The organism is Bacillus sp. Au-Bac7, assembly GCF_021341655.1.
GTDB lineage: Bacteria > Bacillota > Bacilli > Bacillales > Cytobacillaceae > Niallia.
Window position 1 is genome coordinate 87,671 of record NZ_JAJTTG010000009.1, and the last position, 13,441, is coordinate 101,111.

11 protein-coding genes are annotated in these 13,441 nt (G+C 40.7%); all 11 read right to left on the minus strand.

Annotation, left to right across the window (positions count from 1 at the left end):
• Positions 1-19: 19 nt before the first annotated feature.
• The 11 genes from LXM54_RS20805 to LXM54_RS20855 all read right to left on the minus strand — a co-directional run bounded on the left by LXM54_RS20805 (position 20) and on the right by LXM54_RS20855 (position 13,441).
• Entirely contained in the window at positions 20-865 is an 846-nt protein-coding gene (locus LXM54_RS20805; protein ID WP_233317156.1) for a sugar phosphate isomerase/epimerase family protein, read from the minus strand.
• 14 nt (positions 866-879) lie between these two features.
• Positions 880-1,755, minus strand: a complete 876-nt coding sequence (locus LXM54_RS20810; protein ID WP_233317157.1) for a sugar phosphate isomerase/epimerase family protein — start codon at positions 1,753-1,755, stop codon at positions 880-882.
• A 90-nt stretch (positions 1,756-1,845) separates the two neighbouring features.
• Positions 1,846-2,883, minus strand: coding sequence for a Gfo/Idh/MocA family protein (locus tag LXM54_RS20815; protein WP_233317158.1), 1,038 nt, complete (start codon positions 2,881-2,883; stop codon positions 1,846-1,848).
• A gap of 62 nt (positions 2,884-2,945) precedes the next feature.
• A complete protein-coding gene (locus LXM54_RS20820) occupies positions 2,946-4,367 on the minus strand; it encodes a sugar porter family MFS transporter (protein WP_233317159.1) in 1,422 nt (473 codons plus the stop codon).
• The gene (iolE, locus tag LXM54_RS20825; protein WP_233317160.1) at positions 4,364-5,278 is read right to left on the minus strand and encodes a myo-inosose-2 dehydratase; all 915 of its coding nucleotides are present in this window, start codon (positions 5,276-5,278) and stop codon (positions 4,364-4,366) included. The genes LXM54_RS20820 and iolE overlap by 4 nt, the downstream gene beginning before the upstream one ends.
• Positions 5,279-5,293: 15 nt before the next feature.
• Complete coding sequence (gene iolD / locus LXM54_RS20830; RefSeq protein WP_233317161.1) at positions 5,294-7,204, minus strand: 3D-(3,5/4)-trihydroxycyclohexane-1,2-dione acylhydrolase (decyclizing); 1,911 nt, start codon at positions 7,202-7,204, stop codon at positions 5,294-5,296.
• 11 nt (positions 7,205-7,215) lie between these two features.
• A complete protein-coding gene (gene iolC, locus LXM54_RS20835; RefSeq protein WP_233317162.1) occupies positions 7,216-8,211 on the minus strand; it encodes a 5-dehydro-2-deoxygluconokinase in 996 nt (331 codons plus the stop codon).
• 18 nt (positions 8,212-8,229) lie between these two features.
• The gene (gene iolB, locus LXM54_RS20840; RefSeq protein ID WP_233317163.1) at positions 8,230-9,048 is read right to left on the minus strand and encodes a 5-deoxy-glucuronate isomerase; all 819 of its coding nucleotides are present in this window, start codon (positions 9,046-9,048) and stop codon (positions 8,230-8,232) included.
• 84 nt (positions 9,049-9,132) lie between these two features.
• Positions 9,133-10,602, minus strand: coding sequence for a methylmalonate-semialdehyde dehydrogenase (iolA, locus tag LXM54_RS20845; protein WP_233317164.1), 1,470 nt, complete (start codon positions 10,600-10,602; stop codon positions 9,133-9,135).
• Positions 10,603-11,110: 508 nt separating this feature from the next.
• A complete protein-coding gene (locus LXM54_RS20850) occupies positions 11,111-12,349 on the minus strand; it encodes a sn-glycerol-1-phosphate dehydrogenase (protein ID WP_233317165.1) in 1,239 nt (412 codons plus the stop codon).
• 45 nt (positions 12,350-12,394) lie between these two features.
• The gene (locus tag LXM54_RS20855; protein ID WP_233317166.1) at positions 12,395-13,441 is read right to left on the minus strand and encodes an aldose epimerase family protein; all 1,047 of its coding nucleotides are present in this window, start codon (positions 13,439-13,441) and stop codon (positions 12,395-12,397) included.

Sequence of the window (13,441 nt, forward strand, 5' to 3'; positions counted from 1 at the left end):
TTTATTTTCCCCCTAAAACTTACAGAGCTTTTTCCGCTTCAAAATGCTTAGCAAGCACTTGAAGTGTTGTTTCCTTTGCAGTCTTGATAACTTCTTCCGCATCAAGCTGATAGTATTCTGGTCGGAAGAGTTCAACAGACACATGGTCTACACCCTTATTCTTTAAGATAGGGATAATGCTGTCTAAATCAATGGCTCCATGCCCTGGCCATACTCGGTCAACATCCATTAAAATACCAGGCTGATAATCTTCGACGTCATTAATATGAAAGATAAATATCTTTTCAGAATCTGTGTTTTTCAAGCTTTCCAGCGTAGAATTCATCGCATAATATTGGAATGTATCAAACACGATGCCAACATTATGTCTGTCGACTTCCTTGACCACTTCATTGGCGAATTCCAATGTGTTGATAGTGGCATGTGGATGGCCGATAAATTCAATTGCTAGTTTCACTCCATATGGCTCTGCCAAGTCAGACAAATCTCGTAAAGTCTCGACACTGCTGTTGATAATGTCTTTACGCAGAATCTTCTGTTCAGAAACAAGCGGTACTACAACAATATTCTTACAATTAATTACTTTTGAAATCTCAAGCATTTCCTGAAACTCTTCACGCAATGCTGCATATTCTTCCTCTGTGCGATTATTAAAGAACACTAGTGCATTTAATGAGAGCGGCTTTACATGATGAGTTTGAAAGTACTGGGCTAAATCTTCAAGTGTATGTGTTTTTAAGTAGTCTTTCAGCTGGTCGATTGATCTGATTTCTATATAGTCATAGCCGTATTTCTCACAAAGCTCTAAATCCTTCTCTAAGCTTGAGTTTTCCAATGTTGTCCCTTGATTTAATCCTATTTTCATTCTGACAATCCTCCTTATTTAACTGCTGATAATCCTAATCCTTCTTTAATGGATCTCAATGTCACTTCATTGGACCAATCTGGTTTATCCGGATAAGCAAAAACAGAGTTTGTGATAATGCCGTTGAAATTGAATTCTCTCAGCTTGCGGTATAGTGTATCAAAGTCAATTTCGCCTTCGCCTGGGTTCAAGTGCTGATGAACAGTCACATTAGCATTCGGCGGATTGACGATATAGCGCAAGCCAAATGCTGCTTTATGGTTCAGCGTATCTGCAATCAATACATGTGCCAGCAAGTCCTTTGCCTCATCCAGCTGTTTTCCGATATCGCCGATGCCGTCATCATAAAAGAAAGCATGTGCCACAGAGTAAACAAGCTTAATCCAATCCTTATCTAACGCGCGAATCATTCGAACAGCCTCAATATTCAATTCAATGAAGTCATGAGGATGTGATTGCAGATTAAGGGCAATTCCTTCCTTTTCGAAAATAGGCATAAGCTCATCCATGGAGCGAATGAAGGATGCTTCACTTTCGGTTGGGCGGGTTTTATCGCCGGCAAATTCACTGTTCATTAAATCAACACCTAAATCAGATGTGATTTCAATGCATCGTTTCCAGTTCCTCACAGCAGCCTGCCGTTCTAATTCATTTGGGGAAGACCATTGCTGTACAGGCAAAACAGATGAAATTTTCACCCCTGCATCTGAACAGTATCTCTTCAAATCCTTGATTAGCTGCTTATCAACTTTTGGATATTCGTAAAACCAGATGAAATCCTTGCGCGGAGAAAGCTCTACATATTCGTAGCCGAGTCTTGCTACATTGTCGATTGTTTCCTTTAAACCTGTATTATCCCTAAAGTGTGATGGATCGTATGCTAATCTCATATTTTTTAACCTCTTCCCTTTGAAAATTATAAATATGCTTGTGAGGGGAAAATAAATCCCCTCAACCATGCAGAAACTTATACTTATAAATTATAGACTTGCTGCTGATAATCCTTTTTTATAGAAATCTGGTTTATCCGCTAGAACAACTTCTTCTCTTTCGCCTGATTGCTGGGATCTAATACATGCATCTGCAGTCACTTGAGCGATATAGCCATCCCATGCTGTCGGGCCGTTTGGTTCTCCAGTCTTTTTAATAGAATCCATAAAATCCTGAAGCTCTGTATCATAGGCATCAAGAAAGCGCTGCTTCCAATCTACTAATATATTAGAACCTAATGTAGCATTTTTGCGGTATGTGATGCTTTGGAATTCAGGAAGCTTCACAATCCCGTCTTCACCAACTACCTCACATTGAATATCATAGCCATACTGGCAATTAACGGAGATTTCTACATTTATGATAATGCCTGAATATGTTTCTAATAGGACAATTTGTGGATCTCTTAAGTTTTCATGTGCGTATTTAGATTTTCTTGGAAATAGAACTTGCACAGATTTATAGTCATCATCTACTAGCCAATGAAGAACATCAATTTCATGTATTAATGTGTCTGAGATTGCCATATCTGTTGTATACATTTCATTAACTTCCGGATTTCGGTGAGCACAATGAATTAATAATGGCTCTCCAATAAATTTATTATCAATTGCCTCTTTCAGCTGAACATAGCCGCTGTCATAACGGCGCATAAATCCAACTTGCACTAGTCGTTTGCCATGCTTCATTTCTGCTTCTACTATTCTCATGCAGCCTTCTGCTGTTGTTGCCAAAGGCTTTTCACAAAACACATATTTACCTGCACTAATAGCTGCGAGCACACTTGCTTCATGGGCAGGTCCCCAGCTTGTTACAAAAACAGCATCCACGTTATTTGCTGCAACTAATGATACATCATCTGGATAAACGACAGCATCTAAACCATATTGCTCAACAGCCTGTTTTGCCGACTCTTGATTTACATCTGTAACAGCTACGATTTTTCCGCCTGACAGTGTGTTTGTAATTCTTTTAATATGTTCACGCCCAATAGCACCTGTACCAATTACCCCGATATTCAATGTCATATCTCTCATCCTCTTTTCGATTAGTTTCTTTTCTATCCTTTGGTATACGCTTACAAAAAAACTTATTTCGCTTCTGGTATTGCATCATCATCTGAGAGGTTCTTCCCGTAGTTGCGAAATTCCTGTTCTAATTGCTCTAAGGAGCGATCCTTTGTTTCCGGCAAATACTTCTTAACAAACGCAATCGCAATGATTCCCAATCCGACAAAAACGAAGAATGTTGTGGACAGTCCAATTCCTGCCATTAATACAGGGAACAGCAAGCCAACTAAGAAGTTCGTGATCCACAAGCAAAACACTGTCACTCCCATTCCAAGTCCTCTAAGCCTTTGCGGGAAAATTTCCGAAAGCATGAGCCAAGTCACTGGTGAGATAGCTCCTTGCTGGAAGGCTAAAAAGGTTACAGTTAAGGATAAGACGATATATGGCAATGCTGGTGATCCTTCCATCGTAAGAGAAAAGATTCCGATTAACAGCAAGGCAATGGTTGTGCCGATTTGACCTGTAATCAACATTGGACGGCGGCCGACCCTACCTAGGAGCCAGATTCCGACAAACGTAGCAACAACCGATATGATACCGTTTGCAATATTTCCTATTAAAGCTGCTCTTGTCTCAAAACCAGCATCCTTTAAGATTTCTGTTCCATAATACATGATTGAGTTAACGCCTGTTATTTGCTGTACAACAGCAATCCCCAAACCAATAAACACAATTCTTCGAACCCATGGAACATTCAAATCTTTAAAAGTCGCTTTTTTCATTTGAGACTGATCTTCAAGCGATTTCTCAATTTCTTTCAGTTCTGCTTGTGCTCTTGCTTCAGCTCTTACCTTTTGCAGCACGCGCAGTGCATCGCCGATTCTGCCTTTAGAAGCAAGCCAGCGCGGACTTTCCGGGACAACGAGCATTCCAAACCATAGAAATACAGCAGGAAGGGATGCAATGACAAGCATATATCGCCAGACATGAGCTGTATCACCTAGTGTATTTCCTAAAATAGCATTGAAAGTAAATGCTAGCAGCTGCCCTGATACGATCATTAGCTCATTCTGTGTAACCATTCTTCCCCTGTTTTCAGCAGGCGACATTTCTGCCAGGAAAGCAGGTACTGTTACCGAAGCTCCGCCGACAGCAAGACCTAAAATGAAGCGGAAGGTAACCATCAATTCTACACTTGGTGCAAAAGTACAGCCTAATGTAGCAAAGATAAACAAGATAGCAAGATAAAGAATATTCTTCCTCCGGCCATGATGATCAGATAATCTGCCGCCAAACATTGCTCCAAAAGCAGCTCCGAACAAGAGAGAACTTGTGACAAGCCCTTCTGTAAAGGGAGTAAGATTCAACTGATCTTCTTCTGACATAAAGGGGAGGGCCCCATTTATGACGCCTGTATCATAACCGAACAGCAGCCCCCCGAATGTTGAAATAATGGTGATTTTCTTCAAGTGTTTTTTATGGGTATCCTTGCTTGTAGTCATACAACATTCCCCTTTTCCGTGTATGTTTGGACAAGCAATTTCTTATTTATATAATTTCTGGCGATAAGAGCATATTCTAAAGGATTTGCGACTGCGGGATCTTGTTCTGCTTCAATCACAATCCAGCCGCTGTAATTCGTCTCAAGCAAGTAGGCATACACTTCTGTAAAGTCAATACAGCCATCCCCAGGTACTGTAAACATGCCCCGAAGGAAGGATTGTAGAAAGGACAAGCCTTCCTTACTGCATTCAGTAAGCGCATTTTCTCTGACATCTTTAAAATGAACATGCTTGATACGGTCTCTGTGCTTCATAAGCAATGTCATATAATCTCCGTCAGATACGAATATATGGCCAGTATCATAAAGAAGGTGTACATGATTGGCATCTGTATGATCCATCAAACGGTCTATTTCCGCTAATGTCTGAACCCCTGTTCCCATATGATGATGATAGACAAGCTTCAATTGATAAGTTTCAGCAATTTTACCGAGCTCATTCAAGCCGCTGCACAACAGTCTCCATTCTTGATCGGTAAAGAAGGGCTTTGTCAAAAATACATTTTCTGAAGTGCCTTGCACGCTGTAGGTCTGTTCAGACACAACAGCAACAGACGCATTCACTTCTTGTAAATATTTGCAATGCTCATGGAACGCTTCTGCCGCTGAATCCATGCCGTCTCGGATGATGTAACTTGAGAACCATTTCCCAGCTATCTTTAAGTTTCGCAAACCAAGCTCCTTATTCAAGACACTCGGTTCTGGGAAAAAGCCGCCTACTTCTGTTCCTTGAAAACCTGCAACTACAATATCACTAAGCAAGTGCTGCAACGTATTGCCGGCACCAATTTCGGGAATATCATCATTGCGCCAGCCAATCGGTGCAATACCCCATAAGATTTGATTCCCCATCCCCATTCTCCCCTTTTAATATTGTTTTGCTTCTTGAAGTTTCGCCTTCCTGGAGTCATTAGCTTTTTGGACACTTTCCATGTTAGAGGCTTCAGCCACCCCAACATTCCACCAGCTGTCATAGCCGTCTGTCATTGTCTTTGGCAGCACTTTCATTTCAATCAAGGTAGAAATATCTTGTTTTTTCGAATCTTCTATAGCTGCTTTCAATTCCTCGACTGTGTTGGCACGATAAACCTTTGCTCCATAGCCTTCTGCAATTTTAGCGTAATCAATGTTCATAATCTGATTATCAGCATCGCGGAACTCACAATCGAAGCTGCCGCTGCCATGATCCATTTGCAGGTTGTTGATACAGCCCCACCCTGAATTATCAAACAAGAGAACATTAATTTTTTGCTTATATTGCAGTGATGTCACAAGCTCTGAATGCAGCATGAGGAAGCTTCCGTCTCCGACAAAGGAGTAAACTTCTTTTGATGGATCAGCTAATTTCACACCTAATGCTCCAGAAATTTCATAGCCCATACAGGAATATCCGTATTCAAGATGGTATGTGTTCGGGGTACTAGAATGCCATAAGCGCTGCAAGTCGCCTGGCAGAGAACCAGCAGAACAGATAACCGTACTGTCTTTTGCAACACTATCATTAATAGTTAGCAATGCTGTTGTTTGGGCTAACTCTGTATTAAGAGCGTTAGCATATTCATTTAGAATTTCTTGTGAAAAGTGGTTTTTAATCTCAGGATTAAATGCTTCACGGTTGAATTCAACCTTGCCTAATCGCTCTCTTTCTGCAAGCCACTCATCTTTCAATTGGCCGATTCTGCTTCCGAATTCGCTTTCATAGCCTTCAAGAAGCGGGAATAACCGGTCGAGTGTTGTTTTTGCATCTGCTACGACTTGGAATGCATCAAATTTATATGTTTGCATTCTGCTTACGTTAATGTTTAAAAACTTAGCTGTAGCAAAATCAAAGGCCGTTTTGGAGGATGTCGCAAAATCGGTATATCTTGTACCAATACCAATAATGAGATCTGCTTCTTTTGCTGCTTTATTAGCAGCAAGAGTACCAGTAATACCCATACCGCCAAGATTGTTTTTGAAGTCACTTTCTACTGTCGATTTGCCTGCCTGTGTTTCAACGAGCGGGATGTTGTATTTTTCAGAAAATGCGATTAAGCTTTCTCTTGCCTCTGAATATTTCGCGCCTCCGCCTACTAAAATAAGCGGCTTTTTAGAGGATTGGATCAGCTTGACAGCACCGTCGAGCTCACGCTCATGAGGGGCTTTCCGGTCAACATAATGCACTCTTTTCTCAAAGAACTTCACATCATAATCAAAGGCTTCCCCTTCGACATCTTGAGCGATACAAATCGTTGCCGGGCCAGCCTTCCCTGGATCTGTCATCACTTCAAATGCGCGCAGCAAACTTGACATCAGCTGTTCCGGGCGAGTAATGCGGTCCCAGTAGCGGGAAACTGGCAAAAATGCATCATTTGTTGTTACTGCAATGCTGTACTCTTGCTCCATTTGCTGCAAAACAGGGTCTGGCTGTCTTGATGCAAAAGTGTCTGCCGGAATAAATAAAACAGGAATATTATTAGCGTGCGCTGTGGCAGCTGCTGTAATAACATTTGCTGAGCCAGGACCTGAAGAAGTGGAAACAGCAAATATCTTCTGTCTGAGCATTTGCTTGCTGTAAGCAATAGCAGCATGTGCCATCCCTTGTTCGTTCTTACCTTGAATCACTTTTAAATGTCCTCGGTCCTGTTCCAGGGCTTGACCAATTCCTAATACATTTCCGTGACCAAATACATTGAAGATTCCTTCTACAAAAGGAAACTCATTACCATCAACATGGATATACTGCTGATTCAAAAATTTGACCAGCGCTTGTGCAGTTGTCAAACGAATCGTTTCCATTCTTTTGCCTCCTATCTTGATGCTTCAATCTTTTCATTTTTCGCAATCAGTTCCTCAATTTCTTCCACTTGCGGCATCGCCTCAGATGAACTGTGCTTGCTTACTACAATAGAAGCGGACGCACTTCCGTATTTCAGAGCTTCGCCGATCTCCTTGCCGGAAATTAATGCATACAAGAAGGCAGATGCATAGGAATCTCCAGCTCCAAAGGTTTTTAATACATTCGTCTTATACGCTTGCGCTCTGAAGACATCACCTGATTTCACATAAGCGTATGATCCGTCAACACCATGCTTAATGACAATTAATTCAGCACTTTGGCCAAAAAGATGCTGCACTGTTTCATGATTACGGCCATCTTTCCTGTTTTCCATCACATCATACTCATCACGTGTACCAATAATAATTTCCGCTTGCTCTGCAATAAGAGAATAATAAACAGCTGTTTCTTCCTGTGATTTCCATGTATATGGACGATAATCTAGTTCGAACGCTACCTTAACGCCATTCTTCTTAGCTAGTTGGACTGCTTTAATTACTGCTTCTCTAGAAGGACTTGCAGCTAGAGCTGTTCCAGATACAAGCAGCAGCTTTGCTCTTTTGATATATTCTTCGTTTACTTCAGAAGGCTCAAGATATAAATCTGCTACATCATCACGGTACATGAGGATACTGCATTCATCAGGACTTTTGATTTCTGTAAAGGCAAGGCCTGTCTTATGTCCTTCTGTGTCTGTCACTATGTTAGAAACATCTATGCCAACACCTTGCATATAGCTCTTGATAAAGCGGCCATGCTGATCATCAGCAATTTTTCCGATAAAGCCAGCTTTTAAGCCTAGTTTGCTGCTGCCAATTGCTATATTTGCCGGTGATCCTCCTACATACTTGGAAAATGTCATCGTCTCTTCCATTGGACGGTTATATTCCACTGCATTTAAGTCGATGCAGGCTCTGCCGATTGCTATTAAGTCAAACTCTTTATCTGAATTGAATTCATATTTCATTGGTAGCATCCTCCTAATTTAGCGGTTTAAAATCCATTCATGGTCTTTATCATTATTGAATTTCCAAATTCTTGTCGGTCCTGCCATGACATTTAAATAGTAAGATGTATAACCATCCGGCACACCAACAGGATGATAACCTTTAGGCACAATTACTACATCACCATCTTCAACTGCCATCGTCTCATCTAATGATCGGTCATCAGTGTATACGCGTTGAAACAGGAATCCTTGTCTTGGATCGATTTCATGGTAGTATGTTTCTTCCAAAAATGATTCCTCTGGCAAATTATCCTGGTCATGTTTGTGGGGCGGATAGCTTGACCAATTCGCAGTTTCTGTGATGACCTCAACAACGAGAAGGCTGTTGGCTGCAGGATGCGAATCGGGAAGGATATTATGGACAAGGCGCTGGTTATTAAATTTCCCTCTATGCTCTACACTGTTTTCTTCTGCTTTAATCAACTTCGTTGGCTTTGCCTCATCAGAAGGGGAATAACATAGGGCTACTCTAGCATTTCTGCTGTTTGCAGAGATTGTGAATTCATTCCCATTAGAAACATAGACACTGTCTGTTGGAATCCGTTCAAACACGCTGTCTCGAGTGCCGATATTCTCAAATACAGCTGTGCCGTCACTGACAGTAATTTTTCCTGTTACAGCAACAATGCAGCATTCTTCTAAACCGAGCGTCTCTTTGTATTGAGCATTTTGGGATAATTCAATTAATTTAAAACCAACATATTTTAGCGGGGAGTTTTCTTGCGTAACATTATGAATAACTTTTACACCATCGATTGCCTCCGTATGCTGAAATTTTCGCAGCAGTTGACTCATACGTTTTTCCTCCTTAAGCCTTACGATCAGAGTTTGCCACTCTGATCGAGGCCAAAAAATTCACAAAAACTCTCATTCTATCTATCAATCAAAAGTCGGTGCCAAATATCTTGCTGTAACTACTTTTTTGCGAGTATAGAAATCTACACTATCCTTGCCGTTTGCATGAAGTGTTCCGTAGAAAGAAGACTTCCAGCCTGAGAATGGGAAGAATGCCATCGGCGCTGGTACTCCCAGGTTAATGCCAAGCATACCTGCATCAATATTTTCTCTGAAGTAGCGAATGGCAGATGCATTGGATGTAAACAAGCAGGCACCGTTAGCAAACTCTGATTGGTTCGCAATATCAATTGCTTCTTTTAAGTTTTTCACACGGATGACGGACAATACAGGAGCAAATATTTCTTCTTTCCAGATTGTCATATCTGTTGTGACATTATCAAAGATTGTTGGTCCAACGAAATATCCTTCTTCTGGAGCATTTTGTCGACCGTCTGCAATCAAGTTTGCGCCTTCGGAAATACCTTTTTCGATATAACCTAATGTTTTTTGTTTATTTTCCTCTCTGATAACAGGACCTAAGAACACACCGTCTTCCAAGCCGTTTCCAATTTTGATGCTGCTTGTTTTCGCTTTTAATGCAGCCATAAACTCATCTGCAATGCCTTCTTCTACTGTAACGACAGCACATGCCATGCAGCGTTCACCAGCTGAACCGAATGCAGCTGAAACAACATTAGTGACTGTTTCTTCCAAGTTAGCATCATTCAGGACGATTGTATGGTTTTTTGCACCTGTAAGTGCTTGAACACGCTTTAAGTTCTCTGAACCTTTTTTATAAACATACTCACCAACCGGCTTTGAGCCGACGAAAGAGATTGCTTTAATTTCAGGATGCTCCAAGATGCCGTTTACAACATCATGTGCTCCATAAACTACATTGAATACCCCTTTAGGTAATCCTGCTTCTGTGAACAACTCTACTAATCTTCTTGTTAACAGCGGTGTTCTCTCAGATGGCTTTAAGATGAAAGTATTGCCAAGAGCAATTGCCATTGGGAACATCCAGCATGGCACCATCATTGGAAAGTTGAATGGTGCAATTCCGCCGACTACACCGATTGGGTAACGATAGTTTGTCGCTTCAACATCTGTTGCAATGGAAGCAAGTGAGTCACCCATCATTAATGTTGGTGCACCTGCTGCAAATTCTACATTCTCAATTCCTCTTTGTACTTCTCCCAAAGCCTCTGTTAAGTTTTTTCCATTTTCAATTGTAATCAGCCTTGCCAGCTCTTCTTTATTTTTCATAAGCAGCTGCTGATAGTTGAATAATATTCTAGCTCTTCTTGGCACCGCGACATTCTTCCATTTTTCAAATGCTGCCTTTGCAGCTTCTGTTGCCTGCTCAATATCTTCCTTAGTGGAAATAGGAACACGACCGATGACTTCTTTTGTAGCAGGGTTAAATACCTCTTCGTAAACAGAAGTATTGCTTTCAACCCACTCACCATTAATATAGTTTTTCAGTTTTTCTGCTGTAACTGTAGACATCTTCATTTCCTCCTCCAGATATTATTTCGGCTGTTTGAACAGCTAATAAGTTGATTGTATTGCTTCCCTTCTCACTTTATTCTGTCTGCTGATACTGCAGTTCATAAATATATTGGGAAAACTTATTCATACTATCATCATCTTGTTGTTATGTTTTGGTTATGTTTTGATAATTTATGATTACATCATAATACGGATAACGCTTTCAGTCAACCGTTTTCCTCTTTATTTTTTCATATTTTTGGAGATAAAGAGATAAAAAGGATAGGTTTCCTGTCTATCTCTGGTGCATTTTTGTTATTAATAGTGAATAAGAGCTGTAAATACTGAAAAAATTGTCTACCAACCTAAATATTTTACAAATAAAGGTGTTTTCCTCTATTTATTTTTGTTTTTATTGAAAATGATTCTTGGTACTTATTTTCACAACAGTTTTGGATAGATATTCAAAAGTTAACCATTCATAATACAAAAAAACCTGCTGTTTTAAACAGCAGGTTTTTTTGTATTATGCTTTTGCCGCAAAATCATACTCTGTTTGTAACACTACATTCAAAAACTTCAAGACTGTGTAACGGTCTCTAAGATGGTGGGCATGTTTTAGACTGTCGTGCACTAATGACTCCGAGATGCCTAGTTCATTTGGCAAAACTGGCCCACCTAAATTTTCAATCAGCCTTTTAGTGCTTTCAGGATCAGGTATCGCTTCAAGTATTTCTTTCACTTTGTCTTTATTCTCTCTTAAATTAGCCAACACTTTACCATGCTTTTCTTGTATTTCGCCATTCTCTAATATATTGTCCAGTTCATTAAGAAACTCACTCTTATATATGGAGCTTAACAATATAGTAGTAACGCCAACCTTCGCTCCATGCAGGACTTGGGGACGATTGTTTTTCAAAAGGTCCATTTCCCAATAATGAGATAAATGATGTTCTCCTCCTGAAGCTGGATGTGATTGCCCGAAGACAAGCATGGCGATGCCTGACTTGATAAGACTTTCTATTAAGATGGTGATACCTTCGTCCTCTGCTTTCGCTATTTTTTCGATATTGGCAACACATTCATCCAATGCGAGCTGAGTTAATTCAGCAGAAAGCTCACAATAAGGAACATCCGCTGCATAACGCTCAAACTTCCAATCAGCTAGAGACGTGTACTTGGCAATCATATCGCCGACACCTGCTGCAATCATCTCTTTCGGTGCCTTTTTTAAGACATCAATATCAGCAAATACTGCTATAGGTGATGTCATTTGAAATGTTTTCTTCACACCCCTAACAATGAGCGGCGCTCCCAGTGAAGTAAATCCATCAACGGAAGGTGCAGTAGGTATAGAAATGAATGGTATATTTAATGTAGCGCTGCAAAAGCGGGTAATATCATGAATTGTCCCTGAACCGACTGCTATCATACAATCGCTGTTTCTCCCTGTTTCAAGCAGCACTTGAACAAGTGCCTTTTCATCTGCTACTACATCTCCGTTCTCATCTGGAGTTACTTCACAGGATGTTACCGCTAAACCTGCTGAGTTAAGCAGCTCTGTCAATTTATCTCCCGCCGCAGTCATCGTATTGCTGTCAGCAACGATTTTCGGACTGCCAAAAGACTTTTCAGCCAGGAAGGAAGCTACTTTGTTCAGAGCTCCGTTCTCTGCCATAATTGTTTCAATCGGTATGTCATTATGATGATTTCCGCAGCTGCATGTTTTAAATAGATCATGAATTTCGGCAACAAAATTTTCCATTGCAAACTCCTCCTCTAACACCCGCCAAGTCCACGTGTTTATTTATTATAATGTTCCAAAAGTGTAAGTTGTTTTTCTTTTAAATTCCTCGTCTGCCTCCATTACCCATGTCGGAAATTCAGGTTGATTGATTGCATCTGGAAGTCCTTGTGTTTCTAGGCAAAGTCCATGGTATCGTTTTGCCGGAACTTCAAAAAATCTGCTGGACTCGTCAATTTGATTGCCAGTATATAACACAACACCAGCTTCATCTGTACTGATTGTCAAAGTTCTGCCTGACTCTTCTTCCGTTAACAGAATTTCGTCCGTCTTCTCTTTATTCAAAAGGAATGGATGATCATAGCCGCCACCTGCAAGTGATATTTGTTCATCTCTTGATTCAGCACCAGACGCAATAAGTCGTCCTTCCCTAAAGTCAAAAACTGTATCTTCCACGTTTGCTAGGACACCTGTGGGAATCAGTTCTCCATCCAATTCCAGAAAACGGTCAGCAGCTATTGTCAGCTTATGGTTTAGGACATCTCTTTTAAGATTTCCGCTTAAATTGAAGTAAGAGTGGTTTGTTAAATTGACGATTGTTTTTTGATCTGCTGTACCTGCGTAAGTAATGCTTAATTCGTTATCATTATTGAGCAAGTAGGATACTGTTAGCCTCAGCTCACCTGGATAGCCTTCGTCACCATCAGGACTTGTATGAGTAAACTTAACGCCAACTGCCCCGTCCTCTTCTATTGGCTCCGCTTGCCAAACGACTCTGTTATAGCCCTTTACTCCTCCGTGCAGATGGTTTGCTCCGTCATTTTTGGCAAGTGTATACTGCTTGCCATCCAGTTCAAAACCAGCTCCTTTAATTCTGCCTGCTATCCTGCCGACAACCGCTCCTAAAAAGTAGGAATCCTGCTCGTATTCTTGAAGTGAATCGTATCCAAGAACAATATTTTCAAAGCTGCCATTTTTGTCTGGTGTTACTATGCTTGTAATAATGCAGCCGTAGTTGATACACGTAACATCCATTCCGTTATCATTCGTCAGTTTGTATTGATCTACGGCTTTATCGCCGATTTTCCCATATGCTTCTACTGTTATGTTCAT